We start from the raw sequence: 25840 nt of genomic DNA, 5'->3' as shown, positions 1-25840 counted from the left end.
GTCCTCAGATGAAAAGCTGCACGGCCGGAAGCGCCGCGTCGCAGTTGAGCAGGTCGACGCGCTTGAGCGTCATGCGCAGCGCGCCGTCCTGCACCGTGAGGTGGTGGAAGAAGGTGCCGACGTAGAACTGCAGCTCGTCGCCCTGCGATTCGGTGTAGTGGAACTCGGTGCGCACCACGAAGCGGCGGGCCTCGGTGTCGAAGGTCTCGACCACGGGCACCTGCAGCAGGTGGTGGCAGCGGCTTTGGGGCTGCTGCGAGAACGCGCGCGGGCTCTTCAGGCGCTCGATGCGCAGCTCGCGCAGCAGCTTGTCTTCGTACAGGTGCGAGGTGTGGTTCAGGCCGTCTTCCTGGTCGGGCACGAGCGGAATCCAGTAGAACGCGTCGTCGGTGAAGAGCGCGTTCCACGCCTCGTAGCGGCGGGTGTCGAGCAGGCGCGCTTCGTTGACGACGAAGTCGATGAGGTCCTGGCGGGTGATATCGGCGGCGGCCATTACATCGTCTCCGTCATGCGCTGCACCCAGCTGCGGTACTGGTTGCGCATGGGCAGCTCGTTGGTGCCGCCCGTGGTGATCTCGCCGCCCTTCAACTCCGATGCGTCGTAGTCGCGGTGCAGGCTCACCCACTCGTTGCCGCTGGCATGCAGGCCGGCCTGCATGCCGCGGTAGGCCTGCAGGTCGTCGTGGCCCACCACCGAGAACGGCGAGTTGATGAGGCGGTTGTACATGGTGGTGCGCTGCAGCAGCTCGGGCGGCGCGCCCTTGAGGCGGAAGGTCCAGCTCTCGATGAGGGTCTTGTCGGCCGAGATCGGTTTGACCACGCGGATCGCCTGGATCGCGCCCTTGATCGTGAGGTTCGGGTAGTACACGGTGTTGTGCCGCGCCATGCCCAAAATCTGCGCCGTCTTCTCTTCGCCGTAGCGCGCCTTCATGGCGTCGTCGTATTCGGGGATCGCCTTGTACTTGCTGTGGATGCTGAAGTGCACGCCCGTGAAGCTGTGGCCGTGGTCGTAGGTGCGGATGCCCATGTCCTCGAAGAACTTGTAGTCGGACATGAAGGGCACGAACTGCTCCACGGCCATGGGCTTGGGTTCGTCCTCGGGCTTGTCGGCCCACATGCGCTTGGCGGTGCCGGCCGACGACTCGTGCGCCACCATGGGGTGCATGGTGTCGTTGAGGTTCTCGACGAACATCTTCCAGTTGCACTGGTGCATGAAGCGCAGGCAGCCACCGGCAATTTCCAGTTCGCCCTCGGGCGAGCGGTCGGCCATGTTGTCGATGGAGCTGAGCGAATCGCCGAAGTACTCATCGAAGTCGGGACCCGCATCGTTGATCTTCACGAAGATGAAGCCGCGGTGGCTGCGCACGTGCTTCACCGGGGTGAGGCCCTTGCCCGACTCGCACTCGTGCAGCTGCGTGTGCTCGTAGCCGGTCTTCAGCGGAATGGCCAGCGGCGCGCCGTCGGTCTTGAAGGTCCAGGCGTGGTACGGGCAGCGAAAGAACTTGCCGGTGTTGCCGCAGGGCCCGTTCACCAGGCGCGAGCCCTTGTGGGCGCAGCGGTTCATCATGACGCGCACGCTGCCGTCGCTGTGGCGCACGACGATCAGCGGGCGGCCCGCGATCTCGTTGGTGATCCAGTCGCCCGACTTCGGCAGCTGGCTTTCGTGACCGACGTAGTTCCAGGTGTTGGCGAAGAAGTGCTCCTGCTCCAGCTCGAAGAGCTCCTGGCTGGTGTACAGGTCGCGGTGCACGCGGTCGTTCTGCACGAGCGCGCGAACGGCATCGGGGTTGTCTCGGTACGAAGGCATGGTTCTCCTGGCTCCTTCCTGGCTGGCTTTTCTCAGAGGTCGAGCACCAGGCGCGCACCCTTGGCGCGCGAGATGCAGATCTGCATGACGGTGCCTTCCGCCTTCTCGCGGGCGGTGAGCACGTAGTCGCGGTGGTCGATCTCGCCCTCGATCACGGGCACGGCGCACACGCCGCATTCGCCGCGCTTGCAATCGAACATCGGGTCGCAGCCGTGTTCGATGAGGCAGTCGAGGATGCTCTGGCCGACGGGCACGGTGAAACGCTGGCCCGACTGGGCGAGTTCCACCTCGAAGGGCTGGTCGCCCTCCTCCACGACGGGTTCGGTGAAGAGCTCGAAGTGCACGCGATCGTGCTCCCAGCCGCGGGCCTGGGTGCGGGCGAGCACGGCGTCGAGCATGACCTTGGGGCCGCACACGTAGAGGCGGTCGCCGACGGGCACGGCGTCGAGCAGCGCGTCGATGTCCAGCGGCGCGCCGGCTTCGGCGTCGGCATGCACGCGCAGGTCGTCGCCCAGCAGCGCCTGCAGCTCGGGCAGGAAGGCCATCAGGTCGCGGCTGCGGCCGGCGTAGTGCATGCGCACGGCGGCGCCTTCGGCACGGCGGCGCGCGGCCATCGACGCCAGCGGCGTCACGCCGATGCCGCCGGCCACCAGCACCGTGCCGCCGGGGCCGGTGTGCAGCGGAAAGTCGTTCTTCGGCGGCTCGATGGTGAGCACGCTGCCCTCGGCCAGCCCTTCGTGCATGAAGCGCGAGCCGCCGCGGCCGTCGGCCTCCTTGCGCACGGCGATCACGTAGTCGGTCGGGGCGTTGGTCGCGTTGCGCTCGGTGGCGAAGTTGATGAGCGAGTAGTGGCGCCAGTCGGTGGTGCCGTCGGCCAGCGTCACCTGCACGCGGATGTGCGCGCCGGCGGCGAAGCCGGGCAGCGCGCGGCCGTCTTCGGCGCGCAGGCGCAGCAGGCGGATCAGCGGGTTGAGGGCGCGCGCTTCGGCGACGCGAAGCTGGAGCGTGGGGGCGGTCATGGTTCGGGTCCCTTCAGGCCAAGGCGTGCTGCACCAGCGCGGCCTGCAGCTTGTGGCCGTGTTCGTCGGCGAGCGCCGCGTCGCGCAGTTCGCGCAGGGTGGCGGGCGCCAGCGCGGCACCCGCACGTTCGAACGCGCGCATCACGGTGTCGTAGTTGCGCAAGCCGCGCTCGTGCGTGTCGCTGTAGCCCTTGACCAGGCGCTGGCACTGGGCGAGTTCGACGGCGAGCGCGGGGTTGCGTGGCGCGGTGGCGGCGATGCGTTGCAGCCACTCTTCGATGCGGCGGTTTTCGTCGGCGTAGCGCATCGTCGAGCGGCGCCAGCCCTTGCAGGCCGCGACCATGCGCAGCATCAGGTAGCCGCGCAGCGAGCTGGTGCGGATCACGCGGCCGTGCTGCGTGAAGCGCTCGACGATCTTCTTGGGCACCGTGGAGTGCATGAGCCAGCGGCCAAGGCCGCCGGGCAGCGTCTCGCAGATTTCCTGCAGGCGCGGGTGCATGTACTCGTGGATGGCGAGCAGCTGGCCCGGCTGCACGCCGGCCTCGCCGTGCACGCGCTCGAAGCGGGTGGCGCGGGTCTTCAGGGCGGCGACGCGCGCCGTGTCTTCGTAGGACATCCACAGCGCGAGGTGGCGCGCGGTTTCTCGCAGCAGGCGGTGGGCGTCGTCGGGCAACTTGGCAACGGCGTCCATGCGGTCGAGGTAGAGGCCGGCGTAGGCCAGGTCCTGGTAGTCGATGAGGCGGCGCACGCCTTCGAGCAGGAAGTCGTGCGCGGGCTGCGGAAAGTCGCGCTGCACGCGCTCGACCAGCGCGCGCACGGCCGGATGGCGCGGCTGCGGTGCGGGCGTGGCGGCCGGTGCGACCTTGGCGGGTTCGCCGTCGTCGCCGTCCTGTGCGCGATCGAATGCTGCACCGAAGGCCTTGAGGCTGGGCTTCACGCCCACGCCGCCGCGCTCGATGGTGGCCTCGAACTGCGCGCGGCCGAAGGGCAGCACGCCCGAGCCCGCGAGCGTGCCGAACAGCACGGCGCTGATCACGCTGCCCGAGGCTTCGGCGGCCTGCGCCATGTCGAAGCGGATGAAGCGCTTGGCGGCGCGCGCGGTGTGGGCGAGCAGCTGGTCGCTGTCGACGCGGCCGTCACCCATGGCGCTCTTTTCGGCGATGGAGAAGACGCGGTGCGTGGAGGCGATGAGCGTGGTGCGGTCGCGCGTGACCAGCCCGCGCTGCACCGCGCGGCCGGCTTCCATGAGCTCGGAGGCAAGCACCACGTCGACGTCGCCCGGCAGCGGCATCAGCGCGAGCACGGGGCGTCCGCCGTCGGACTGCGCCTGTGCGTCGGGGTACAGCTCGACGTAGTAGATGGTCGCGCCGGTGCGCTGGGCCACGCCCGGCACGGAGGTGGTCTGGGCGACGTAGCCGTTGGCCTCGCCCATGTCGACGATCCAGTCGGCGAGCACGCCGCCGCCCTCGCCGCCCATGGCGAGGATGGCGATCTTTATCGGTTGAACCTTGTTCGTCATGGCGTCAGAAGGCATAGGCGTCACGGCGGCGCGCATCGCCGCGCTGCAGCCAGCCGATGACGGTGGTGCGCACGCGCTGGCGGAAACGGTCCCAGGCGGTCGGGTTGCTCACGACCTGCGCCTTGTAGAACGAGGGGCACAGCACGGCGGCGTGCGAGACGTCGCCGCAGTTGCCGCAGCCCACGCAGCTGTCGAGCACGGTGGCGACGGGGTCGATGCGCAGCGGATCGGGGTTCGGCTTGATCGAGAGCGACGGGCAGCCCGACAGGCGGATGCACGAGTGGTCGCCGGTGCAGGTGTCGGCATCGACGCCGAACTTGTCGCGCACCATGCGCTTGCCGTCGGCGATGGCCTTGCGCACCAGCGGCTTCTCGCGGCGCTGCTTGTTGAGCATGCACTCCGACTGCGCGATGAGGACCTTGGGGCCCTTCTTGGTGGTGGTGAGTGCGTCTTTCAGCGCGTCGCGCATGCCGGCGACGTCGTAGGTGCGGCGCATCGTCTTCACCCACTCGACGCCCACGCCGCGCACGGCGCGTTCGATCTCGTGGCCGGTGCTGCGCGTCTTGTTGACGGCGGTCGAGGACAGGATGTCCTGCCCGCCCGTGGCCGAGGTGTAGTTGTTGTCGACGATGATGGTGAGGTTGTCGCTCTTGTTGAAGACCGCGTTGGCCACGCCGCTCGTCAGGCCGTTGTGCCAGAAGCCGCCGTCGCCCATCATCGAGATCGCGCGCTTGCCGGCCGGTGCGTTGAGTGCCGAGGCGCCCGCACCGCCGAGGCCGTAGCCCATCGTCGTGTTGCCGATGTTGAAGGGCGGCAGGATCGAGAACAGGTGGCAGCCGATGTCGGCGCTCACGTGGTGCGCACCGAGTTCGCGCTCGACCAGCTTCATCGCGCTGAAGATGGGGCGCTCGGGGCAGCCGGTGCAAAAACCCGGCGGACGCGAATGCACCACGTCGCCGAGCGCGCTCGACGGCTCAGCGGGTTCAGGCGCGGCATCGACGCCGATGGCCGCAACTTCCTTCAGCGGGATCACCTTGCGCACCGGTGCGGGCACGGGCAGCGGCGCGAGGCGTTCGTAGCGCTCGCAGAAGGTGCGCGTTCCCTTGAGCAGTTCAAGCGTCGTGTACTCGCCGGCCACGGGCAGCATGTCCTTGCCGTGCAGCGCGGTGGTGGAGCCGGCCTGGCGCAGGATGGTCGCGAGGTTCTGCTCGACGAAGTTGGGTTGGCCTTCCTCCACGATGAGCACGGCGCGCTTGCCTTCGCAGAAGCGGATGACTTCGCTCTCGATGACGGGATAGGCCACGTTCATCACGTACAGCGGCACGCGGGTCTCGCCGTACACGTCGGCCAGGCCCAGGCGTTCGAGCGCACGCAGCAGCGTGTTGTAGCTGCCGCCCTGCACGATGATGCCGATGTCGTCGGCGTCTTCGGAGAAGAACTCGTTGAGCTGGCGCTCCTCGATGAAGCGCACGGCGGCGGGCCAGCGGTCCTTCACCTTCTCTTGCTCGTGCACGAAGCTCGCGGGCGGCAGCACGATGCGGCTGACGTCGCGCTGCGGGTTCTCCAGCGCCTCTTTCAGCGTGAACTTGGCGCGCTTGTTGTCGCCGGCAATGAAGTGACCGTGTACGTGGCAGGCGCGGATGCGCAGCTGCAGCATCACGGGCGTGTTGCTGGCCTCGGAGAGGTCGAAGCCGGTCTTCACCGCATCGACGATGCTGGGCAGGTTGGGCCGCGGATCGAGCAGCCAGATCTGCGACTTCATGGCGAACGCATGGCTGCGCTCCTGCATGATCGACGAGCCTTCGCCGTAGTCCTCGCCCACGATGATGAGCGCGCCGCCGGTGACGCCGCCCGAGGCCAGGTTGGCCAATGCATCGGACGCCACGTTGGTGCCCACGGTCGCCTTGAAGGTGACGGCGCCGCGCAGCGGATAGTTGACGGAGGCGGCCAGCGTGGCGGCAGCAGTGGCTTCGCTGGCGCTGTTCTCGAAGCGGATGCCGTGGTCGGCCAGGATGTCCTGCGCATCGGCCAGCACATCCATCAGATGCGAGATGGGAGCGCCCTGGTAGCCCGCCACATACGACACGCCCGACTCCAGCAGGGCCTTGGTGACGGCCAGAATGCCTTCGCCGCGGAACACTTCTCCACCAGTAAGTCTCAGCTTCTTGACTTCTTCGACGAACGAACGCTCAGCCATGGATGTCCTTCTTCTTTCTCGTGGGAGGATGCGGCCCCGGGGTCACATCACGGCTCCTATAATGTTTAGAAATGAATGTATCCACAATCATGAATTACCCTAGCCATGCAATCCGCATGCCTGCGGCAAACAGGAGGCGCCTTCATGTCTGAACCATCCAAGGAAACGCATCGCTTCGTCGATGACTACCTGCCCGCGCTGCTCGCGCAGGCCAGCCAGCTGATCTCTTCGGAGTTCCACGAGGTGGCGCGGCAGCAGGGTTTTTCGGTGTCGGAGTGGCGCGTGATGGCGTCGCTGGCCGGCAGCGACGCGGTCAGCATCGGCCAGCTCGCGCAGGTGACGGTGACCAAGCAGCCGACGGTGACGCGGCTGCTCGACCGCATGGAAGCGCGTGGCCAGGTCGAACGCCTGCCCCATGAAAGTGATCGCCGCATCACGCTGGTGCGCATCACGCCCGCGGGGCTGAAGGCGGTCGAGCACCTAATGGAACTGGCGCGCGAACACGAGCGCCGCGTGCTCGAACCCTTCGGCCTGCGACGCGCCGAAGAGCTCAAGCAGACGCTGCGGCAGATGATCGACCTGCATGTGCATGTGCCGGTCGAGGTGCCGGACGAAGACTGAAGCGCGTGGCCTGAGGCCTGACTAGGGCACGAGCACCGCGCGGCCGCGATGGCCGCGTTGCGCGATCCAGTCGAGTGCGAGGGCTGCATCGGTGAGCGCGAAGGGCTGCACATCGAGATGCAGTCGGCCGTCGGCCAGCCGCGCAAGCAACTCTGGAGCGGCTGCGCGGCCTGCGGCTTCGCGCCGGAACATGTTGAGCGGCAGCAGCGCCACGTCGCGCTGCAGGAAGTGTGCGATGTCCAGCTGCAGCGTCGGACCGGCGGTGTAGCCGATCAGCACGGCGCGACCGCCGGGGCGCACGGCAGGCAAGGCGGCGGCGAGCACGTCGCCGCCGACGGTGTCGATGAGCAGGTCGGCGCTGGCGACTTCAGGCGGTGCGGCTTTCGGATCGACAGGCGTTGCGATGCAGCCTGCATCGCGTGCCAGCTGCATCACCAGAGAACCCACCGCGCCGCTCGCGCCCGTCACCAACACTTGCTCTCCAGACTGCAATCGGGCGACCTCATGCAAGGCGACCCACGCCGATGTGGTGGGCGAGAAGAACGCTGCACCGAGTGCCATTGGCACGGCATCGGGCAACACGCCGAGTGCATCGTCAGGCGCATCGATCAGCTCGCACCAGGTGCCGTCGAACAGCGTGCCCAAGCCACTGCCGCGCAACCACACGCGTTGCCCTTCTGCATACCGCTCGCTCGCGACGACCACGCCCGCCGCTTCCACGCCCGGCGTGTACGGCAGCGGCGGATGCCGCAGGAAGCGGCCTTGCCACACGGTGCGATCGATGTGGCCCACAGTGGCGGCCTGCATGCGCACGAGGGTGCGGCCAGGTCGCGCCACGGGGTCGGCCACGTCCTCGAGCACCGGCACCGCATCGAAGCCATGGATGCGAACGGCCTTCATGGCCGCGTCGCCAGAAAGTCGAGCACCGTGCGCGCGAAGGCCTCGGGCATCTGGTCGGGCAAGGGCACCATGCCGCCGTCGATGTCGACGATGCGCGCCTGCGGCAGGTGGTGCTGCAACTCCGCCGCATGCGGCGCAGCGAAAGGGTCGAGCGTGGCGCGCACGATGAGCGTCGGTTGCGTCACGCGACCGATGCGCTCTTCCATGCGGTACGAGGCCACGGCGCGGTGCCCTTCTTCCACGCGGTGACCGACCTTCATCGCATCGCGCACAAAGGCCTCGAGCAGGTCGGGACGTCCCGGCGGATAGAAGGCCTGCCGCTTCTGCCACAGCGCGGCGAGGTGGCTGCCATCGTCGCTGGGCGCCACTTCGTCGATGGGCGGACGCTGCGCGCGGGCGCGGCGAAACACCTCGTCGGTGTACGGCGTGGACGAGAGCACGAGGCTGCGCACGCGTTCAGGAAACGACGCGGCCAGCTCGATCGCGATCACGCCGCCGGTGTGGTGCCCCACCACGTCGGCCTGCGCGATGCCGAGCGCATCGAGCAGCTCGCATGCGACGCGCGCCCACTGCGCAATGCTTGCCGGCACGCCGCCGTCGGCTGAATCGCCGAAGCCCGCCGTGTCCATGGCGATGACGCGGTAGCCCGCGCCGGCGATCAGCGGCAGTACCTCGCGGTACTCGGCCCAGCTGCGCGGCGACTGGTGCAGCAGCAGCACGGCCGGTGCCTGCGCGTCGCCGCACATGGCGTGGTGCACCTGCCCCACCGACAGGTCGGCGAAGGCGCGGCGGATCGTCATGACAGCGTCTCGTCGGCCGGCGCACGCCACAGGCCGGCGTGCTTCAGTTCGCCGAGCGTGCGCGAGAGCACGTCGCGGCGGTAGGCGGCGGTGTCGCGGCCCGCGTAGTCGTAGAAGCCGCTGCCGCTCTTCAGGCCCAGCCGCCCTTCCTCGACCATGCGTCCGACGATGGCCGGCGCCGTGTAGCGCCCCGCGTCGAGCGAGGCCGACATCTCGCGGCTCGCGTGATGCAGGATGTCGCAGCCGCCGAAGTCGATGAACTCGACCACGCCGAGCGCCGCGAAGCGCAGGCCCAGGCCGTAGCGCGTGGCCTTGTCGATTTCTTCCGCTGTGGCAGCGCCTTCTTCGATCATGCGGGCCGCCTCGTTCATCACCAGCGCCTGCAGGCGCGGCACGATGTAGCCAGGCGAGGCGCCGCAGACCACGGGCAACTTGCCGATGGCCTCCATCAGTGCCTTGGTGCGTGCGAGCACGCCGGCGTCGGTGCCGGGATGGCAGCTCAGTTCGACCACCGGAATCACGTAGGCCGGGTTGAGCCAGTGCATGTTCAGGAAGCGCTCGGGCCGGCGCACGAGCGCGGCCAGCTGCGTCACGAGGATGCTGCTGGTGGTCGAGGTGAGGATCGCGTCGTCGCGGCAATGGCGGTTGAGCTGCTCGAAGGCCTCGCGCTTGGCGTCCATGGTTTCGGGCACGCCTTCGAACACCAGCTCGGCGGCGGCCAGCGCGTGCGGTGCGTCTGCTGCATTCACGAAGTCCACGCGCGCGGCGATGCGCTCGACCTGCGAGGCATCGATCACGCCGAGCTGCGCGAGGCCCGAAAGGCTTGCCGCGATTTCCGCTTGCGCCTCGTCGCGCAGCCGCTGCCAGGCCTCGGGCGTACGCGGGCGCAGGTCGATCAACGCGATGCGGTGGCCCGCATAGGCGAATGCGATGGCGATGCCACGCCCCATGCGGCCGGCGCCCACGGCGGCGAAGCGCGGCGGCGCGGGCTCATTCGCCATCGTGCAGCCTCTGCTTGAGTTGGCTCGCGCTCAGGCTGGCCAGGCCCAGGCTTTCGAAAGTGCGCGGGCCCTGGCGCAGGTCGCGCCCGAGGAAGCCGCCCACGATGGCCAGCAGGCCGTGGGCGATGGGCGCATCCACGCCCGCATGGCGCGCGGCCGAGGCCAGGAAGGCCAGGCCGAGTTCGGTGTCTTCGGTGATGTAGCGGTGCGTGTGCAGGTCGATGTTCTCGCGCCAGTCGCCCGACTTGACGAGCTGCTTGTGTGCGTCGCCGTACATCCACTGGTCGTTGTTGTAGTGGTCGGCCAGCGGATAGTGCGGCGCGCCCTGTCCGAACGCTTCGCGCACGGCCATGCGCTCGCGGTCAAGGCGGTCGGTCACGTCGCGCACCGCACGCTGGGTGCCTTCGTTGTGGATGTCCCAGCGCTCGAAGTGCTGCAGCGGGGCGGCGTTCATCACCATCAGCGGCGGGTGGATGACGGGGCCGGCGTTCATCAGCGCGCCCGAGAGCGCATCGCCGCAACCGTGCACGGCCGGGTAGGCGCGGCGGATCACCTCGATGGCCTGCGCCTCCTTGCGTGCCGGGTAGACGCCGGTGGGCAGGCGGATCGCGCGGATGGTGACGTTGACTTCGCGCTCGCCGTGCTTGCGCGCAAGGTACGGCAAGGTGCCGGTCTCGGCCCAGGCCACGTCGGCGCGGTTGCCGGCGGCCTTCACCGCCTGTGCCATCACGTAGCTGCCGAAGGTGCCCGGCGGCAGGAACACGACCTGGCCGTCGACCAGGTGCGGCGCCATGGCCAGCGCGATGTCGTGCTGGGCAATGGCGGGAGTGGGAATGACGATGAGCTCGGCGCCCTTCAGCGCGGCACCGATGTCGGCAGTGGCCAGCGCAATGGGCACCTCGCGCGCCCCGGCGGCGTCTTTCAGCGTGATCGCGCCGGCCTGCACGACGGGTTCGAGCGCGGCGGCGTCGCGGCGCCACAGGCGCACTTCATGGCCGGTTTCAGACAGGTCCGCGGCAGCCGCATAGGCGCCGTGGCCACCCCCAAGGATCGCAATTTTCATGATCGAAAGTCGAGAACAGGTGTCGATGAACCGGCAGCCGCGAACGGACCGGGGAGAAGCAATGCGCCATTACATTACTTTTCATCGATTCAGGTGTCAACCAACTTCATGAGCGCCGGACTGCTCGGAAACCCGACAACGAAAAAGCCCGCGTTCGTGAGAAGCGCGGGCTTTTTGGGGGGAAGCAGCCCTTTTCAGGGCCGCTTGCGGGGGCGATCAGCGGCTGGGCTTGAACGCGCGCTTTTGCGCGTCGCGGGGCACGAACACCTTGCCCGGGCCACCGTGACCGGCGCCGTTGCCGCGCGGTGCGAAACCTTCGCGGGGCGCAAAGCCTTCACGGGGTGCGAAACCGCCGTCGCCGCGACCGCCGCCATGGCCGTGGCCGCCGCGCGGGGCGCTGTCGCCCCAGCCCGGCTTGCGACCGTAGCCGCCGCCGTTGCCGCCTTCGTCACGGCCGCCGCCGAAGCCGGCGTTCTGGCCGCCCTGGAAGCCGCGCGGGCCTTGGCCTTGGGCCGGGCCGCGCGAATTGCGGTCGTTGAAGCCGCTGGCGCCGGCATAGCCGCCACCGTTGTTGTTGCCGCGGTAGCCACCGCCGCCGCCCGCACCGCCGTTGCCGAACTTGCGATCGCGCGAGAAGTTGTCGCCACGGCCACCGCGGTACTCGCCCATCGGGGGACGCGATTGCGGCATGCGCTGTTGCGGCTCGAGGCCGGCCACCACTTCCGCCTTGAACTGCTGGCGGCTGTAGTGCTCGATGTCCATGATCTTGCGGCGATCGCGGAACTCGGCGAACGTGATGGCCAGGCCATCGCGGCCGGCACGGCCGGTGCGGCCGATGCGGTGGGTGTAGTCCTCGGCCTTCATCGGCAGGCCGAAGTTGAAGACGTGGGTGATGGTCGGCACGTCGATGCCGCGGGCGGCAACGTCGGTGGCCACCAGGATCTGCACCTGGCCCTGGCGCAGTGCCATCAGGCGGCGGTTGCGCAGGCCCTGGCTCAGGGCGCCGTGCAGCGCGACGGCACTGAAGCCTTCTTGCTGCAGGTCGTTGGCGAGGCCGTCGCACTCGACTTGCGTGCTGGCGAACACGATGGCCTGGTTGATGCTGGTGTCGCGCAGCCAGTGGTCGAGCAGCTTGCGCTTGTGCTGGCTGTTGTCGGCCCAGTACAGCGACTGCTTGATGTTGGCGTGCTTTTCTTGCGGGCTGTCGATGGTGATGCGCTGCGGCTCGCGCATGACGCGCTGGGCCAGCTGCTGGATGCGCGGCGCAAAGGTGGCGCTGAACATCATGGTCTGCTGGCGCTCGATGGTGAGCTGGTTGACTTCAGCCAGATCGTCGGCAAAGCCGAGGTCGAGCATGCGGTCGGCTTCGTCGACGACCAGGAACTTGACCTGGTCGAGCTTGAGCTGCTGCGAGCGCTGCAGGTCGAGCAGGCGGCCCGGCGTGGCAACCACGAGGTCGGCGTTCTGCAGCTTGGCGATCTGCAGCTGGTAAGGCATGCCGCCCACCACGTTGGCAACGCGCAGGCCGCGGCAATGGCGAACCAGTTCGATGGCGTCGTGTGCGACTTGCTGCGCGAGTTCGCGCGTCGGGCACAGGATCAGGGCGCCGGGTGTGGCGGCCTTGAAATGACGGGCGTTGGTCGGGTCCTTGCGCTTGGGCTTCTTGAGCGGCGCTTCGCCACGGGCAGCAGCTTCAGCGGCCAGGCGCTGGAACTCGGCCTTGGCTTCGGCTTCGGCTTCGGCCTGGCGCTTGATCAGCGTGTGCAGCACGGGCAGCAGAAAGGCGGCGGTCTTGCCCGAGCCGGTCTGGCTCGAGACCATCAGGTCGACGAAACGGGCCGAACCGGCTTCGCCCATGGCGATCGGCACGACCTTTTCCTGCACGGTGGTCGGCTGGGTGAAACCCATGTCTGCCACGGCGGCGATCAGTTCGGGGGCGAGGCCCAGCTTGATGAAACCGTTGGGCGCGGCAGGCGCTTCGGCTTCGGCGGCCTCGGGGGCTGCGGCGTCCAGTGCGTCGAGGATCGGGGCCTCGGACACGGTTTCCGCGACAGCGGTGAATTCGTTATGGGTAGCGGATTGCACAGGCGCGAGTTCGCCCTGCGCTTCAAAAGCGTCGGTCATGAATATCAATCTCAAACGCGAGCGCTGCCGTAGGCGGCGCCCCGTTGGTGGTTAAAAACATCAACCATCCAACGACATTCAACTTCCGGCTTTCGTCGGAGGCTGCGGCCCTTTTTGATCAGCGAATGCGATCGGGCGCGGTGTGCAAGATAGGGAGATGCGAGAGACGCTGATCTGTGTCCAAAGACGCGTTCAAATCAGCGAAGCCTGCGATTATGGCACGGCTTCGGGTTTTTACCTAATTGCTGTCAATCTACCAAGCGCAGGAAGGTTTCCCGGTAGTGCGCGAGCTCCTCGATGGACTCGTGCACGTCGGCCAGCGCGGTGTGCGCCTGCTGTTTCTTGAAGGCGGTGTAGGCCGCGGGCTTCCAGCGCTTGGCCAGCTCCTTGAGGGTGCTGACGTCGAGGTTGCGGTAGTGGAAGTACGCCTCGAGCTTGGGCATGAACTTGACCAGGAAGCGCCGGTCCTGCCCGATGGTGTTGCCGCACATCGGCGAGCCGCTCCTGGGGATGTACTTGGCGACGAATTCGAGCAGTTGCTGCTCGGCCGCGGCTTCGTCCAGCGTGGAGGCTTTCACCTTGTCGATCAGGCCGCTGCGGCCGTGGGTGCCCTTGTTCCAGGCGTCCATGGCGTCGAGCACAGCGTCGCTCTGGTGAATGACGAGCACGGGGCCGTCGATGCGGGGCGTGAGGTCGGGGCCGGTGACGACCACGGCGATCTCGAGCAGGCGCTCTTTCTCGGGGTCGAGGCCGCTCATTTCGCAGTCGAGCCAGACCAGGTTCTGGTCGCTTTTCTTCAGGGTGGGGGCGGCTGCGGGGGGCGTCGGGTCAAGGGATTCGGGCATCGCAGGATTGTCGTCGAAGGCCTGCGCCCCGATATACCGGGGACTAAACTCGCCGCTTCATGATGTCTTATTCGCTCATCTTCACCCTTGCCTTCGCGGCGGCGCTCGTGGCGGGCCTGCTCGTGAAGTTCTGGCTGGCCACCCGCCAGGTGCGCCACGTGGCGCGCCACCGCGGCGCCGTGCCGGCCGCCTTCGCCCAGACCATCACGCTGGCCGCGCACCAGAAGGCCGCCGACTACACCATCGCCAAGGCGCGCTTCGGGCTCATCGAGATGGCCTGGGGCACCGCCCTGCTGCTGGGCTGGACGCTGCTCGGCGGGCTCGACATGCTGAACAAGCTGCTGCTGGTGTGGCTCGGCGGCGGCATGGTGCAGCAGCTGGCGCTGCTGGCGGCCTTTGCGCTCATCGGCGGCCTGCTGGAGCTGCCGTTCACGCTGTGGCAGACCTTCCGGCTCGAGGAGCGCTTCGGCTTCAACAAGATGACCTGGAAGCTCTGGCTCACCGACACCCTCAAGTCGACGCTGCTCGGCGCGCTGATCGGGCTGCCGATTGCAGCGCTCATCCTGTGGCTCATGGGCGCGGCCGGCACGCTGTGGTGGCTCTGGGCCTGGGGCGCGTGGATGGGCTTCAACCTGCTGTTGATGCTGATCTACCCGACCTTCATCGCGCCGCTGTTCAACAAGTTCAAGCCGCTGGACGACCCGACGCTCAAGGCGCGCGTCACCGCGCTCATGAAGCGCTGCGGCTTCGCGGCCAAGGGCCTGTTCGTGATGGACGGCAGCACGCGCAGCGCACACGCGAATGCGTACTTCACCGGCTTCGGCGCCAGCAAGCGCGTGGTGTTCTACGACACGCTGCTGCGCCAGCTCAACGCCGGCGAAGTCGAGGCCGTGCTCGCGCACGAACTCGGCCACTTCAAGCACCGCCACATCGTGAAGCGACTCATCGCGATGTTCGCGCTGAGCCTGGCCGGTTTTGCGTTGCTGGGCTGGGTGTCGACCCAGGTCTGGTTCTACGCCGGCCTGGGCGTGCAGCCCAACCTGTCGCCGGCCGCGCCCAACAACGCGCTGGCGCTGCTGCTGTTCATGCTGGCCGTGCCGGTGTTCAGCTTCTTCGTCGCCCCGCTGCCGGCGCGCCTGTCGCGCAAGCACGAGTTCGAGGCCGACGCCTACGCCGTGGCGCAGACCAGCGGCGCCGACCTGTCGGCCGCCCTGCTCAAGCTCTACCAGGACAACGCCTCGACGCTCACGCCCGACCCGGTGTTCGTCAAGTTCTACTACTCCCACCCGCCCGCCTCCGAGCGCCTTGCGCGCATGGCCGCGGCGTGACCCTCGACCCACCTTTTCAGCGAAGCCCCTCATGAGCAGCATGTTCAAACCCAAGGACTGGAAGAACCTTCCGCCCCGCAAGGCCCTGAGCGCCACCGAGATCGTCTCGGGCCTGGCACAGCTCGACGGCTGGAAGCTCACCGGCGACGGCGCCGATGTCGCGATCGAGAAGACCTTCACCTTCGCGAACTACTTCGAGACCATCGCCTTCGTGAATGCACTGGCCATGGTGGCCCACACGCAGGACCACCACCCCGACCTGTCGGTGCACTACAACCGCTGCGTGGTGCGCTTCAATACGCACGACGTGAACGGCCTCTCGATCACCGATTTCGATTGCGCTCGGCAGGCCGACGCGCTGGTTGCGAGCCCCGCCGCATGAGGACACACGCCTGTGGCTAAGCCGGGCCGCGCCGCCTTCACCCCCGCTGCGCACAACACGGGGAAGGCGCTCCACGACGGCCTCGTCGTCGCCAGCCACGGGCGTCACTGCCTCGTCGAAACGCCCACGGGCGAGCGGCTGATCTGCCACCCGCGCGGCAAGAAGAGCCAGGCCGTGGTCGGCGACCGCGTGCGCTGGCAGGCCACCGAAGACGAAGGCACCATCGAAGAGGTGCTGCCGCGCCGCAACCTCTTCTACCGGCAGGACGAGATCCGCACCAAGTCTTTCGCGGCCAACCTCGACCATGTGCTGATCCTGATCGCGGCCGAGCCGGAGTTTTCCGAACACCAGCTGGCACGCGCGCTGATCGCGGCCGAGGCCCAACGCATCACGCCCATCATCGCGCTCAACAAGAGCGACCTCGTCGAACCCTTTGCGCGCGCCTGGACCAAGCTGGCGCCCTACCGCCGCATGCACCACGGCGTGCTGCCGCTGTCGCTCAAGGCCTCGGGCGAGGCGGACTACGCCTCGTTGATGAAGCTGCTGGCGGGCAAGTCGACCCTGGTGCTCGGCCCGTCGGGCTCGGGCAAGAGCACGCTCACCAACCTGCTGGTGCCCGGTGCGAGCGTGCTGACGCAAGAGATTTCGCAGGCGCTCAACTCGGGCAAGCACACGACCACCAGCACCACCTGGTACTGGATCGACGAGGCCCGCACCACCGGCCTCATCGACTCGCCGGGCTTCCAGGAATTCGGCCTGAACCACATCGAGCCGATGCAGCTCGCCGGCCTCATGCCCGACATCGCCGAGCACACGGGCGACTGCAAGTTCTACAACTGCACCCATCTGCACGAGCCCGGCTGCGGCGTGATCTCGAACGTCGAAACCGCGACGCAACCCGGACCGATCAGCGCTTCGCGCTACAAGATCTACGGCGAGCTGTTCGCCGAGCTGAGCCAGACGCGCTACTGACGCAGCACCGGGGGCCCGGCCGCGCTCAGGCCAGCCAGGTGCGGTACGACTTCCAGGTCGGGTCAAAGGCCAGGGCCAGCGTCACCGGCAACTCCAACGCTTCCTGAACCGATTGCGCATGCGCAATGGCCGCCTGCGGATCGGCCACATGGAAGTGCACGGTGCGAACGCCCTCCTCCAGCACGATGTGCGTGCAGCAGCCTTCGCCGTGCGTCTGCAGCAGTGCGGTCAGCCGGTCTTCGTAGACACGGGCCTCGTCCAGTTCTTCGCCCGATTCGACGGGAACGGCGGCCGAGAGCCGATGCCCCAGGTCGGCGCGACCGAGCAGCGCATTCGCGGCATCGTTTCGCATGACGACCGCCTCGACCTCGCTGCCGTCCTCGGCGGTGCGCGTAGCGGTCAGGCCGGACCAGCCATGCTCGCCTGAGGGAAACACGCCGGTGTGGCCCAGGTCCTCGCGCCAGCATGCGTCGAACAGAGGCACGAAGTCATCGAGCGGCACGCCATCGAAATCCGCTTGCGCATCGGCCTCGACATGATCGACCGGCCCGACCTTCACGGCGAAGTCGTACTCGCCCAGGATGTGATCGAGCATGATCAGGCTCATGTGGCGCGCGTGGTCCTGCATGTCCATCGGAATGGGCTTGGCAAAGCCGATCTCCAGCGCCACCCGCCCCCTGTAGGGCTCGTGCTTCACGAGAACGTCCGCGCTGGCCAGTTCGAAGTCGTTCATGCGCATGCTGAAACCTTCGCGCATGCGCTGCCGGAAGGCCTCCACCTCGACCTGCGGCAATGCGGGCGCGCTGTGCACCAGCGCCATGAGGTCTTCGAAATCGTCTTCAGCGCCGTGCGCTGTCAGCACGAGCGTGAAAGCCGGCGGGTCGCCCAGCACTTCGGCCGCCAGGTTCGGAAAGAAGGGCTGCAGCAGCGCGTTCAATTCGCCCACGAGCGCGTGGCCGGACAAGGACTGCAGGCTCTCGAGCTTGTCGCTCAAGGCTTGCCAGAACGATGCGCAGGCAACAGCGCGCGGGTCGGCGTGAAGGGTCGACATCGACAGGATTTCTCTCAGGGTTTCAGGCGAGGATTTCGCTCAAGCACTGCACGAGCGTGCTGCACTGATCCCGCGTGCCGATGCTGATGCGCAGGTACTGCGCGATGCGCGGCTGCCTGAAATGCCGCACAAGCACCGCGCGCTCACGCAGCAAGGCAGCCAGTTCGGCCGCGTCGCGCTGCGGGTGGCGCGCGAACACGAAGTTGGCCTGCGACGGCAGCACCTCGAAGCCCAGGTCTTCGAGCTGCAGCGTCAGGCCTTCGCGCGTGTCGACGACCTGGTCGCGTGTCTTGCGAAACCACGCCTCGTCGTCGAGCGAGGCCACGGCGCCGGCGGAGGCCAAGCGATCGATCGGGTAGGAATTGAAGCTGTCCTTGACCCGCACCAGCGCGTCGATCAGGTGCGCCTGCCCGCAAGCGAAACCGACGCGCAGGCCGGCCAGCGAGCGCGACTTGGACAGGGTCTGCACCACGAGCAGGTTCGGATATCGGCCGACGAGCGACAGCGCGCTCTCGCCGCCGAAATCGACATAGGCCTCATCGACCAGCACGACGCGATCGGGGCAGGCGGCCAGCAGCTGCTCGATGCGCGCCAGCGGCTGGCCGATGCCGGTCGGCGCGTTCGGGTTGGCGATGACGATGCCGCCGCAGCCCTGGCGGGCGCGCACCGCGAACGCATCGATGTCGATGCGCAGGCCTTCGTCGACCGGCAGTTGCTCGCAGGCGATGCCGTAGAGCTGGGCATAGACCTTGTAGAAGCTGTAGCTCACGTCGGGCATCAGCAGCGGCTGCGCTTGCTGGAAGAAGGCGAAGAACGCGTGCGCGAGCACTTCGTCCGAGCCGTTGCCCGCGAACACTTCGCCGACCTGCAGGCCGTGGCGGCGCGCCACGGCTTCGCGCAGCGCGAGCGACGTGGGGTCGGGGTAGCGCTCCAGCCCGTCGGCCGCCGCGCGCTGGATCGCCGCGATGGCCTCTGGCGACGGCGGGTACGGGTTCTCGTTGGTGTTGAGCTTGACGAGGTTGGCGATGCGCGGCTGCTCGCCGGGCACATAGGGCTCGAGCGCGCCGATGCGCGGGCTCCAGAAGGCCGGTGCGGGCGGGGTGGTCATGGCCTCAGCCCAACAGCCGCGCGAGCGTGAGCAAGGCCAGCAGCACCATCCACATCACGACCGAGCGCCAGACCAGGCCGACCACGCTGCGCAGGTGGCCGGGCTCGGGCTCGCGACCCGGCGTGCTGCCGCTGTCCAGGCGCCGGCCGACGCTCGGCGACTCGCCGGCCTGCGCGCGCGGCAGCGGATCGGCCACCGGGATCGGGCTCAGCGAGCCACCGCCCAGGCGCACGTTCACCGCGCCGGACGTGGCCGCGAGGATCACGCCGTCGTTCTCGTTGGGGAAGCGCCGCGCATCGTTGCGCCAGCAGTCGATGGCCTCTTCGAAGCTGCCGACCACGGCGAAGCCGAGCGCCGTGATGCGCGCGGGCAGCCAGTCGACGGCATGCCAGGCCCGCTCGGCCGCGTCCTGCACCGCCACGCTCGAAGGCTGCACCGGCGCGCCGTTCTTGTGGGCCCAGTAGCGCGCGACGAACTCGCTCATGCGATAGAACACCGCGCCCGCCGGCCCCAGGCCGAGAGCGGCGAGCACCGAGAACCAGGCCAGCACGCCGAAGACATGCCGGTGCGCAGCAATGACCGAATGCTCGATCACGTGGCGCACGATTTCGCTGCGCGGCAGCTCGGCGGCATCGACGCCCTGCCAGTGCGCCAGCAGCGAGCGCGCGAGCGGCTCGTCGCCCTCGTCGAGCGCGTCGCGGATGTCGGTGAAGTGGTGGCTGAACTGGCGAAAGCCGAGCGTCATGTAGAGCACCGCGACGCTCCACAGCACGGCGAACGGCAGGCCCAGCGTGAGCACCAGCAGCCAGTGCACGCCCAGCGACAGCAGCGTGGGCACGAACACCGCGAGCCCCCAGGCGATCCATCCATGGTGCGGCTTGCCCGCATCGAAATTGCGGCTGGTCCAGCGCGTCCACGCCAGAACGCCGCCGTACACGGGGTTGTGCGGGCCCAAGGGCCGCACCTGCTCGATCAGCAACGCGCACAGGATGGCAAAGAAGCTCATCCTTCGATGATAGCGAGAGCACCTGAAGGTTTTGACCCCAGGTGGCGCCCGATCCAGCTCAGGCGGCGAGGAAACGGTAGAGGTTGCGCAGCATGCCCGCGGTGGCGCCCCAGACGAAGCGCTCGTGCGGGCCATCGACGTACGGCATCGAGTACCACTCGCGACGGACGCCATCGGTGGCGCTGACCGCGTGGCGACGGTGGTTGGCCGGGTCCATCAGCCAGGCCAGCGGCACCTCGAAGGCCTCGGCCACCTCGAACGGATTGATGTCCAGCACGAAGTCGGGCTGCACCAGCGCGACCACCGGGGTCACGACGAAGGACGTGACGGTCGTGTAGGTCGGCAAGGTGCCGAGCACTTCGATGAACTGCGCCGACAGGCCCACCTCTTCCCAGGCTTCGCGCAGCGCGGCGGCCTGGATGTTGGCGTCTTCAGGATCGACGCGCCCGCCGGGAAAGGCCACTTGGCCCGAATGGGTCGACAGGTGCGTGGTGCGCTCGGTGAGCAGCACGGTCGCGCCTTGCGGTCGCTGCACGATCGGCACCAGCACGGCGGCCTGGGCGGGCACGCGGTCGGTCATGCGGGGCTCGCGGCGCAGCTCGGGCGTCCACACGGGCGGCGAGGCAAAGCGCGCGCGCAGGGCCGTTGCCGTCAGCTGCGCCGGCGCCACCGCCGGCAGACCATCGCTTCCGTCCACGAAGGGCGCCTGGCGCGGGTCGATCTGCAGCAACGCGGGCGGCACCACGGCATTGACGGGCTCGACGACGGCGGAGGACGTGGGGGCGGAAGTGGAGGAGGTCAAGAGAGGATGCGGCCTGTGGCGGGATGAAAGGAGTAGAGCGTAAAAATGGAAAACTGTCTTGAAGCGCAGCGCCAACGCAAAAAGCCGCCAGAGCGGCGGCTTTTTGAGCAGAAAGGACGGCGGCTGATTAAGCGGCCGACGCAGCCTTCTGCGACTTGCCCGGCAGCTTTTCCTTGATGCGTGCCGAACGACCGCTGCGCTCGCGCAGGTAGTACAGCTTGGCACGGCGCACGTCGCCGCGGCGCTTGACTTCGATGCCGGCGATCAGCGGGCTGTAGGTCTGGAACGTACGCTCCACGCCTTCGCCGCTGGAGATCTTGCGCACGGTGAAGCCGCTGTTGAGGCCACGGTTGCGCTTGGCGATCACGACGCCTTCGTAGGCCTGCACGCGCTTGCGGCTGCCTTCGACGACGTTCACGCTGACGATGACCGTGTCACCGGGCATGAAATCGGGGATGGTCTTGCCGAGACGGGAAATTTCTTCCTGCTCGAGGGTCTGGATGAGGTTCATGATTTCCTGGATATCGATCGTTTCGGGCTGCACTAAAGGCGCCGTGGGCTTTGGCGGAAGAGCCACCAAGAAACCGGGCGCGGCCGGACAGAGGATCGGGGAACCGCGGATTATAGCTTTTTTTTCAGCGCGGCCTCATCGGCCTTGTTGAGCTTGCCTGCCGCCCGGGCAGCATCGATCAGTTCGGGGCGCCGCGCGGCCGTGATGGCCAGGCGCTGGTCGCGCCGCCAGCGCTCGATCTGCGCATGGTGGCCCGAAAGCAACGGCGCCGGAACGCCCTGCCCGTTCCACTGCTCGGGCCGGGTGTAGTGAGGGCAATCGAGCAGCCCGTCGAGCGCCGGATTGAAGCTGTCCTGCACATGGCTGGCCTCGTCGCCCAGCACGCCGGGCTGCAGGCGAGCCACGGCGTCGAGCAGCGCCATCGCCGCGATCTCGCCGCCCGACAGCACGAAGTCGCCGAGGCTGACCTGATGGGTGACACGCGCGTCGATGAAGCGCTGGTCGATGCCTTCGTAGCGTCCGCAGACCAGCACCGCGCCCTCGCTCGCCGACCAGCGCTCGACGGCCTCGTGGCGCAACGCCTCGCCGATGGGCGAGAACAGCACCACCGGCGCCAGTGCGCCGCGGGCCGCCAGCGCGGCATCGAGGCAGGCAGCCAGGGGCTCGGCCATCATCACCATGCCGGGCCCGCCGCCGAACGGGCGGTCGTCCACGCGCTTGTAGTTGCCCTGGGCGAAATCGCGCGGGTTCCACAGCACGACCTCGACCTGCTTGGACTCGTAGGCGCGACGCGTCACGCCGCTGGCCATGAAGGGCGCGAACAGTTCGGGAAAAAGCGTGAGGACGTCGAAGCGCATGCGCGCGCGGCCCGGATCAGAAATCGGGTTGCCAGTCGACCGTGATGAGGCGGCCGGGCAGGTCGACCTTGTCGACGAAGACCGAAACGAACGGCACCATGCGCTCGATGGCCTTGCCGTCTTCTTCGGCCGTCAGCACCAGCGTGGTCTGCGGGCCGGTGGCGAGCAGTTCGCGCACCGTGCCGAGCACGACGCCTTCGCGGTTGACGACCGACAGGCCGATCAGGTCGACCCAGTAGTACTCATCGTCGCCGGCGGTCGGGAAGCTCGAGCGCGGCACGAACACGCGCGCGCCGCGCAGGGCCTCGGCCGCATTGCGGTCAGGCACGTCCTCAGACGAGGCGACGATGCAGTCGGAATGTTCTTTGGCTTCGCGGACCGCGAGCCGGAAAGCGGCGGGCGTGGAGGCTCCGGGAGCCTGCAAGAACCAGCGCTTGGAAGAAAAAAGCGCCTCGGGCTGGGCGCTGTGGGGCAGGACCTTGAACCAGCCCTTGATGCCCCAGGCATCGGCGATGCGTCCGACCTCGATCGCATCCGCCGGCAGTTCGGCGGCTTCGAGTGTGGGCAGCATCGCCGTGCGGGCGGCTTAGGCGGCCGCCTTGGGGGCCGCGGCAGCGGCTTGCTTGATCAGGCGCAGCACCGTAGGCGAAGCCTGGGCACCGACGCTCTTCCAGTACGCGAGGCGGTCCTGGGCGATGCGGATGCTTTCTTCGTTTTCCTTGGCGGTCGGGTTGTAGAAACCCAGGCGCTCGATGAAGCGGCCATCGCGGCGAACGCGCTTGTCCGACACGACGATGTTGAAGAACGGACGGCCTTTGGAGCCGCCGCGGGAGAGTCGAATGACGACCATGATTTATCCTTGGGTGGTCAGCGAGCCAGTTCAAATAGAAAGAGGCCCGCTCACGATGTTCTTCCAGCGTCGAGACACGCGACATGGCCACCCGGCCAGCGCACGCTGAAAAGCCCACGATTATAGCCCGACCCGGGTTTTTCTCCGAATTCCGGCCCCGCGCCGCCTGCCCCACCCGCATGACCCTCACCCTCCGCCCCAGCCGCGACGAAGACATCGCAGCCATCACGGCCATCTATGCCCACCACGTGCTGCACGGCACCGGCACCTTCGAAACCGAGCCCCCGTCCGAGGCCGAAATGGCCGCCCGGCGCGCCGACGTGCTGGGCAAGAACCTGCCCTACCTCGTGGCCGAAGAAAACGGCGAAGTGTTGGGTTTTGCCTACTGCAACTGGTTCAAGCCCCGCCCGGCCTACCGGTTTTCGGCCGAAGACTCGATCTACATGTCCGAGGCCGCGCGCGGCAAGGGCGTGGGCGCGCAGCTGCTGGCGGCGCTTTCGCAGGCGGCCGAGGCGGCCGGCGTGCGCAAGCTGATCGCGGTGATCGGCGATTCGGCCAACGCCGGCTCGGTCGGCGTGCACCGCAGTCAGGGCTTCACGCACGTGGGCGTGCTGAAAGACTGCGGCTGGAAGTTCGACGCCTGGCGCGACGTGGTCCTGATGGAAAAAGTACTCGGCGAAGGCAGCCGCACCAAACCCGAATGATGAAAAAGATGAAAAGCAAGACCGTGGCCGCCTGGCTCTCCTTCCTCGGCGGCCCGCTGGGCCTGCACCGCTTCTACCTGCGCGGCATGGGCGACTGGCTCGGCTGGCTGCTGCCCATTCCCACGGCGCTGGGCATCTACGGCATCGAGCGCTTGCGCATGTACGGCGTGGACGACGGCGTGAGCTGGGCGCTGATCCCGCTGCTCGGCTTCACGATCGCGGGCTGCGCGTTGATGGCGATCATCTACGGCCTGATGACGCCCGAAAAATGGAATGCCCGCTTCAACGCCGGCGCAGCGCCCGACGCCGCGCCGGGCCAGACCAACTGGCTCACGATCGGCGCCGTGGTCGCGTCTTTGTTCTTCGGGAGCTCGATCCTGATGGCGAGCATCGTGTACAGCTTCCAGCACTACTTCGAACACCAGATCGAAGAAGGCCGAAAAATCTCACAGTAGCCGGATCGGGCGCGGCGACCTCTGCGAACGAGGCGCCGACGCTTCAGTGCTTCAGAAGATCTGCCAGCTGAACCAGTAAGCCATCGCCGCCACAAAGGCCGAGGCGGGAATGGTCAGGACCCAGGCCCAGACGATGTTCCCCGCCACGCCCCAGCGCACCGCGCTGGCGCGCTGCGTGGCACCGACGCCGACGATGGCGCCCGTGATGGTGTGCGTGGTCGACACCGGAATGCCCAGCGCGGTGGCCAGGAACAGGGTCAGCGCCCCGCCGGTCTCGGCGCAGAAGCCGCCCACGGGCTTGAGCTTGGTGATCTTCTGGCCCATGGTCTTCACGATGCGCCAGCCGCCGAACATGGTGCCCAGCGCAATGGCTGCATAGCAACTCACGATGACCCAGGTAGGCGGCACCGCGTCGCTGGTCGAGGCATAGCCGGTGGCGATCAGCAGCATCCAGATGATGCCGATGGTCTTCTGCGCGTCGTTGCCGCCGTGGCCCAGGCTATAGGCGCCGGCCGAGACCAGCTGCAATCGTCGGAACCACCGGTCCACGCGCGACGGCGTGGCACGCCGGAAGCCCCATGCCACCACGATCATCATCAGCGAGCCCAGCAGGAAGCCCAGCAGCGGCGACACGAAGATGAAGGCCACGGTCTTCCAGATGCCGGAAGCCACGAGGCCGCTGGTGCCGGTCTTGGCGATCACGGCGCCCACGATGCCGCCGATCAGCGCGTGCGACGAGCTGCTCGGGATTCCGTAGTACCAGGTGACGAGGTTCCAGCTGATCGCGCCGATGAGCGCCCCGAACACCACGTGCACGTCGACCACCCCGGGCTGGGCGATGCCCTTGCCCACGGTCGCGGCCACGCTCAGGTGGAAGACGAAGATCGCGATCAGGTTGAAGAAAGCCGCGAACACCACGGCCTGCCCCGGCTTCAGCACGCCGGTGGACACCACCGTCGCGATCGAATTGGCGGCATCGTGGAAGCCGTTCATGAAGTCGAACAGGATCGCGAGCGCGACCAGCACCACCACCACCCAGAGGGCGACCTGCACCGTTGTCATCGGCTGCTACCCGTTTTCAGGAATTCTCGAGGACGATGCCCTCGATCACGTTGGCCACGTCCTCGCACTTGTCGGTGATCGTCTCGAGCAGCTCGTAGATCGCCTTGAGCTTGATGACCTCGCGCACGTCCGGCTCCTCGCGGAACAGCTTGCTCATGGCGCTGCGCATCACGCGGTCGGCGTCGGATTCGAGGCGGTCGATTTCCTCGCAGGTCTTGAGCGTGGCCTCGGCCACGGCCGGGTCGGCGATCTTGCCGAGGTACTTCACGGCATCCTTGAGGCGGTCGCAGCACTTCACGCTCAGGGCCGTGAGGCGCACGATCTCGTCGGTCATGTGGCGCACGTCGTACAGCGCCATGGTCTCGGCCGAGTCCTGGATCAGGTCGGCCACGTCGTCCATCGTGTTGATGAGCTTGTGGATCTGCTCGCGGTCGATGGGCGTGATGAAGGTCTTGTGGATCAGGCGGTTGACGTCGTGCGTCACGCGGTCGGCGGCGCGCTCGGCGTTGTCGACGTCGCGGTTGTACTGTTCGCGCAGGTGCACGTCCGCATAGTGGGTGACGAGCTGCTCGAACGCACGCGCCGCCTCCACGATGCGCTCGGCATGCTGGTTGAACATTTCAAAAAAATTGCCCTCTCGGGGCAGCAGCTTGCCGAACATGGAAAAAACTCCTGGGACGCGCCAATCACAATTTCATGACGCCTTCGTGAAAACTTCCCGAGTTTAACGGGCGCGACCGGAACGACCGGTCGGGCCGACCTTCGGGCTCCGGCGTGACAGGCCCGCTCAGGCCGGCAGCTGCAGTGCCACGACCAGCCGCACGCACGCGGCAACGCCGGCGAGATCGGGCGGGGAC

Annotated in this window: 27 protein-coding genes; 6 read left to right on the top strand and 21 right to left on the bottom strand. The window is 67.7% G+C overall.

Annotated features, from left to right (window positions below; genetic code table 11):
- Positions 1-4 precede the first annotated feature (4 nt).
- Genes AC1RLW_RS13675 through AC1RLW_RS13655 form a run of 5 tightly spaced genes read right to left on the bottom strand, consistent with a single transcriptional unit; the run spans position 5 to position 6541 of the window.
- Entirely contained in the window at positions 5-493 is a 489-nt protein-coding gene (locus AC1RLW_RS13675; protein ID WP_493193458.1) for an aromatic-ring-hydroxylating dioxygenase subunit beta, read from the bottom strand.
- On the bottom strand, positions 493-1806 hold the full coding sequence (locus tag AC1RLW_RS13670; protein ID WP_492680855.1) for an aromatic ring-hydroxylating dioxygenase subunit alpha: 1314 nt from the start codon (positions 1804-1806) through the stop codon (positions 493-495). Before AC1RLW_RS13670 ends, AC1RLW_RS13675 begins: the two co-directional genes overlap by 1 nt.
- A gap of 32 nt (positions 1807-1838) precedes the next feature.
- Positions 1839-2825: a PDR/VanB family oxidoreductase gene (locus AC1RLW_RS13665; RefSeq protein WP_493193456.1), complete on the bottom strand. Its 987-nt coding sequence runs from the start codon at positions 2823-2825 to the stop codon at positions 1839-1841.
- A gap of 13 nt (positions 2826-2838) precedes the next feature.
- The gene (locus AC1RLW_RS13660; protein ID WP_493193455.1) at positions 2839-4344 is read right to left on the bottom strand and encodes an indolepyruvate oxidoreductase subunit beta family protein; all 1506 of its coding nucleotides are present in this window, start codon (positions 4342-4344) and stop codon (positions 2839-2841) included.
- 4 nt (positions 4345-4348) lie between these two features.
- Positions 4349-6541 (bottom strand): thiamine pyrophosphate-dependent enzyme, encoded by a 2193-nt coding sequence (locus AC1RLW_RS13655; protein WP_307637401.1) that lies wholly within the window; start codon positions 6539-6541, stop codon positions 4349-4351.
- 144 nt (positions 6542-6685) lie between these two features.
- Between AC1RLW_RS13655 and AC1RLW_RS13650 the strand changes: the two genes are divergently transcribed.
- The gene (locus AC1RLW_RS13650) at positions 6686-7162 is read left to right on the top strand and encodes a MarR family winged helix-turn-helix transcriptional regulator (protein WP_062475035.1); all 477 of its coding nucleotides are present in this window, start codon (positions 6686-6688) and stop codon (positions 7160-7162) included.
- A 21-nt stretch (positions 7163-7183) separates the two neighbouring features.
- Here the strand turns inward: AC1RLW_RS13650 and AC1RLW_RS13645 are convergent, their stop codons facing one another.
- The 6 genes from AC1RLW_RS13645 to orn form a co-directional block, all read right to left on the bottom strand.
- The gene (locus AC1RLW_RS13645) at positions 7184-8062 is read right to left on the bottom strand and encodes a quinone oxidoreductase family protein (RefSeq protein WP_493193453.1); all 879 of its coding nucleotides are present in this window, start codon (positions 8060-8062) and stop codon (positions 7184-7186) included.
- Positions 8059-8862: an alpha/beta fold hydrolase gene (locus AC1RLW_RS13640; protein ID WP_493193452.1), complete on the bottom strand. Its 804-nt coding sequence runs from the start codon at positions 8860-8862 to the stop codon at positions 8059-8061. The genes AC1RLW_RS13645 and AC1RLW_RS13640 overlap by 4 nt, the downstream gene beginning before the upstream one ends.
- The gene (locus AC1RLW_RS13635) at positions 8859-9863 is read right to left on the bottom strand and encodes a 3-hydroxybutyryl-CoA dehydrogenase (RefSeq protein WP_354343916.1); all 1005 of its coding nucleotides are present in this window, start codon (positions 9861-9863) and stop codon (positions 8859-8861) included. The genes AC1RLW_RS13640 and AC1RLW_RS13635 overlap by 4 nt, the downstream gene beginning before the upstream one ends.
- A complete protein-coding gene (locus AC1RLW_RS13630) occupies positions 9853-10926 on the bottom strand; it encodes an NAD/NADP-dependent octopine/nopaline dehydrogenase family protein (protein ID WP_307637405.1) in 1074 nt (357 codons plus the stop codon). The genes AC1RLW_RS13635 and AC1RLW_RS13630 overlap by 11 nt, the downstream gene beginning before the upstream one ends.
- A gap of 216 nt (positions 10927-11142) precedes the next feature.
- The gene (locus AC1RLW_RS13625) at positions 11143-13050 is read right to left on the bottom strand and encodes a DEAD/DEAH box helicase (RefSeq protein WP_070062330.1); all 1908 of its coding nucleotides are present in this window, start codon (positions 13048-13050) and stop codon (positions 11143-11145) included.
- Between the two features lie 248 nt (positions 13051-13298).
- Positions 13299-13895 (bottom strand): oligoribonuclease, encoded by a 597-nt coding sequence (orn, locus tag AC1RLW_RS13620; RefSeq protein WP_493193451.1) that lies wholly within the window; start codon positions 13893-13895, stop codon positions 13299-13301.
- A 62-nt stretch (positions 13896-13957) separates the two neighbouring features.
- Here orn and AC1RLW_RS13615 point away from each other — a divergent pair, with 62 nt between their 5' ends.
- The 3 genes from AC1RLW_RS13615 to rsgA are packed head-to-tail and all read left to right on the top strand — an operon-like array spanning position 13958 to position 16577.
- Complete coding sequence (locus tag AC1RLW_RS13615) at positions 13958-15223, top strand: M48 family metallopeptidase (RefSeq protein WP_493193450.1); 1266 nt, start codon at positions 13958-13960, stop codon at positions 15221-15223.
- A gap of 31 nt (positions 15224-15254) precedes the next feature.
- Positions 15255-15605, top strand: coding sequence for a 4a-hydroxytetrahydrobiopterin dehydratase (locus AC1RLW_RS13610; RefSeq protein WP_095746391.1), 351 nt, complete (start codon positions 15255-15257; stop codon positions 15603-15605).
- A gap of 12 nt (positions 15606-15617) precedes the next feature.
- Positions 15618-16577: a ribosome small subunit-dependent GTPase A gene (rsgA, locus tag AC1RLW_RS13605; RefSeq protein ID WP_493193449.1), complete on the top strand. Its 960-nt coding sequence runs from the start codon at positions 15618-15620 to the stop codon at positions 16575-16577.
- A gap of 25 nt (positions 16578-16602) precedes the next feature.
- On the opposite strand, the gene AC1RLW_RS13600 is transcribed toward rsgA, so the two are convergent.
- The 8 genes from AC1RLW_RS13600 to rpsP form a co-directional block, all read right to left on the bottom strand.
- Complete coding sequence (locus tag AC1RLW_RS13600) at positions 16603-17628, bottom strand: hypothetical protein (RefSeq protein WP_493193447.1); 1026 nt, start codon at positions 17626-17628, stop codon at positions 16603-16605.
- Between the two features lie 22 nt (positions 17629-17650).
- Positions 17651-18736 carry a histidinol-phosphate transaminase gene (hisC, locus tag AC1RLW_RS13595; RefSeq protein WP_493193445.1) on the bottom strand — a complete coding sequence of 362 codons (1086 nt, stop codon included), beginning with the start codon at positions 18734-18736 and terminating at the stop codon, positions 17651-17653.
- 4 nt (positions 18737-18740) lie between these two features.
- Complete coding sequence (locus AC1RLW_RS13590) at positions 18741-19742, bottom strand: CobD/CbiB family protein (RefSeq protein WP_062475069.1); 1002 nt, start codon at positions 19740-19742, stop codon at positions 18741-18743.
- A gap of 58 nt (positions 19743-19800) precedes the next feature.
- Positions 19801-20544, bottom strand: coding sequence for a CoA pyrophosphatase (locus tag AC1RLW_RS13585; protein ID WP_174250200.1), 744 nt, complete (start codon positions 20542-20544; stop codon positions 19801-19803).
- Between the two features lie 127 nt (positions 20545-20671).
- Positions 20672-21055, bottom strand: a complete 384-nt coding sequence (rplS, locus tag AC1RLW_RS13580) for a 50S ribosomal protein L19 (protein ID WP_056572437.1) — start codon at positions 21053-21055, stop codon at positions 20672-20674.
- Between the two features lie 110 nt (positions 21056-21165).
- Positions 21166-21912: a tRNA (guanosine(37)-N1)-methyltransferase TrmD gene (trmD, locus tag AC1RLW_RS13575; RefSeq protein ID WP_095746395.1), complete on the bottom strand. Its 747-nt coding sequence runs from the start codon at positions 21910-21912 to the stop codon at positions 21166-21168.
- 16 nt (positions 21913-21928) lie between these two features.
- On the bottom strand, positions 21929-22483 hold the full coding sequence (gene rimM, locus AC1RLW_RS13570) for a ribosome maturation factor RimM (RefSeq protein WP_095950554.1): 555 nt from the start codon (positions 22481-22483) through the stop codon (positions 21929-21931).
- A gap of 15 nt (positions 22484-22498) precedes the next feature.
- Positions 22499-22762: a 30S ribosomal protein S16 gene (rpsP, locus tag AC1RLW_RS13565; protein ID WP_007831311.1), complete on the bottom strand. Its 264-nt coding sequence runs from the start codon at positions 22760-22762 to the stop codon at positions 22499-22501.
- A gap of 179 nt (positions 22763-22941) precedes the next feature.
- Between rpsP and AC1RLW_RS13560 the strand changes: the two genes are divergently transcribed.
- Positions 22942-23466 carry a GNAT family N-acetyltransferase gene (locus tag AC1RLW_RS13560; protein ID WP_493193443.1) on the top strand — a complete coding sequence of 175 codons (525 nt, stop codon included), beginning with the start codon at positions 22942-22944 and terminating at the stop codon, positions 23464-23466.
- Between the two features lie 8 nt (positions 23467-23474).
- Entirely contained in the window at positions 23475-23921 is a 447-nt protein-coding gene (locus AC1RLW_RS13555; protein ID WP_070062592.1) for a TM2 domain-containing protein, read from the top strand.
- A gap of 51 nt (positions 23922-23972) precedes the next feature.
- Here the strand turns inward: AC1RLW_RS13555 and AC1RLW_RS13550 are convergent, their stop codons facing one another.
- Both AC1RLW_RS13550 and AC1RLW_RS13545 read right to left on the bottom strand, forming a co-directional pair.
- A complete protein-coding gene (locus AC1RLW_RS13550; RefSeq protein ID WP_153282544.1) occupies positions 23973-24983 on the bottom strand; it encodes an inorganic phosphate transporter in 1011 nt (336 codons plus the stop codon).
- A 16-nt stretch (positions 24984-24999) separates the two neighbouring features.
- Positions 25000-25644, bottom strand: a complete 645-nt coding sequence (locus AC1RLW_RS13545) for a DUF47 domain-containing protein (protein ID WP_056571891.1) — start codon at positions 25642-25644, stop codon at positions 25000-25002.
- Positions 25645-25840 lie beyond the last annotated feature (196 nt).

The organism is Variovorax sp. GW822-FHT04A09, from assembly GCF_058801005.1.
The sequence above is the reverse complement of the archived record's forward strand: the minus strand, read 5'-3'. Positions and strand labels throughout refer to the sequence as shown.

Coding starts and splice junctions, on each gene's coding strand:
- AC1RLW_RS13635 (WP_354343916.1), bottom strand. CDS start 9,863: ATGGCGAATGAGCCCGCGCCGCCGCGCTTCGCCGCCGTGGGCGCCGGC.
- AC1RLW_RS13560 (WP_493193443.1), top strand. CDS start 22,942: ATGACCCTCACCCTCCGCCCCAGCCGCGACGAAGACATCGCAGCCATC.
- rpsP (WP_007831311.1), bottom strand. CDS start 22,762: ATGGTCGTCATTCGACTCTCCCGCGGCGGCTCCAAAGGCCGTCCGTTC.
- AC1RLW_RS13610 (WP_095746391.1), top strand. CDS start 15,255: ATGAGCAGCATGTTCAAACCCAAGGACTGGAAGAACCTTCCGCCCCGC.
- rimM (WP_095950554.1), bottom strand. CDS start 22,483: ATGCTGCCCACACTCGAAGCCGCCGAACTGCCGGCGGATGCGATCGAG.
- hisC (WP_493193445.1), bottom strand. CDS start 18,736: ATGACCACCCCGCCCGCACCGGCCTTCTGGAGCCCGCGCATCGGCGCG.
- AC1RLW_RS13630 (WP_307637405.1), bottom strand. CDS start 10,926: ATGAAAATTGCGATCCTTGGGGGTGGCCACGGCGCCTATGCGGCTGCC.
- AC1RLW_RS13640 (WP_493193452.1), bottom strand. CDS start 8,862: ATGACGATCCGCCGCGCCTTCGCCGACCTGTCGGTGGGGCAGGTGCAC.
- AC1RLW_RS13645 (WP_493193453.1), bottom strand. CDS start 8,062: ATGAAGGCCGTTCGCATCCATGGCTTCGATGCGGTGCCGGTGCTCGAG.
- rplS (WP_056572437.1), bottom strand. CDS start 21,055: ATGAACCTCATCCAGACCCTCGAGCAGGAAGAAATTTCCCGTCTCGGC.
- AC1RLW_RS13670 (WP_492680855.1), bottom strand. CDS start 1,806: ATGCCTTCGTACCGAGACAACCCCGATGCCGTTCGCGCGCTCGTGCAG.
- AC1RLW_RS13625 (WP_070062330.1), bottom strand. CDS start 13,050: ATGACCGACGCTTTTGAAGCGCAGGGCGAACTCGCGCCTGTGCAATCC.
- AC1RLW_RS13555 (WP_070062592.1), top strand. CDS start 23,475: ATGAAAAGCAAGACCGTGGCCGCCTGGCTCTCCTTCCTCGGCGGCCCG.
- trmD (WP_095746395.1), bottom strand. CDS start 21,912: ATGCGCTTCGACGTCCTCACGCTTTTTCCCGAACTGTTCGCGCCCTTC.
- AC1RLW_RS13660 (WP_493193455.1), bottom strand. CDS start 4,344: ATGACGAACAAGGTTCAACCGATAAAGATCGCCATCCTCGCCATGGGC.
- AC1RLW_RS13665 (WP_493193456.1), bottom strand. CDS start 2,825: ATGACCGCCCCCACGCTCCAGCTTCGCGTCGCCGAAGCGCGCGCCCTC.
- AC1RLW_RS13615 (WP_493193450.1), top strand. CDS start 13,958: ATGTCTTATTCGCTCATCTTCACCCTTGCCTTCGCGGCGGCGCTCGTG.
- AC1RLW_RS13590 (WP_062475069.1), bottom strand. CDS start 19,742: ATGAGCTTCTTTGCCATCCTGTGCGCGTTGCTGATCGAGCAGGTGCGG.
- AC1RLW_RS13600 (WP_493193447.1), bottom strand. CDS start 17,628: ATGTCGACCCTTCACGCCGACCCGCGCGCTGTTGCCTGCGCATCGTTC.
- AC1RLW_RS13655 (WP_307637401.1), bottom strand. CDS start 6,541: ATGGCTGAGCGTTCGTTCGTCGAAGAAGTCAAGAAGCTGAGACTTACT.
- AC1RLW_RS13550 (WP_153282544.1), bottom strand. CDS start 24,983: ATGACAACGGTGCAGGTCGCCCTCTGGGTGGTGGTGGTGCTGGTCGCG.
- orn (WP_493193451.1), bottom strand. CDS start 13,895: ATGCCCGAATCCCTTGACCCGACGCCCCCCGCAGCCGCCCCCACCCTG.
- AC1RLW_RS13675 (WP_493193458.1), bottom strand. CDS start 493: ATGGCCGCCGCCGATATCACCCGCCAGGACCTCATCGACTTCGTCGTC.
- AC1RLW_RS13650 (WP_062475035.1), top strand. CDS start 6,686: ATGTCTGAACCATCCAAGGAAACGCATCGCTTCGTCGATGACTACCTG.
- AC1RLW_RS13545 (WP_056571891.1), bottom strand. CDS start 25,644: ATGTTCGGCAAGCTGCTGCCCCGAGAGGGCAATTTTTTTGAAATGTTC.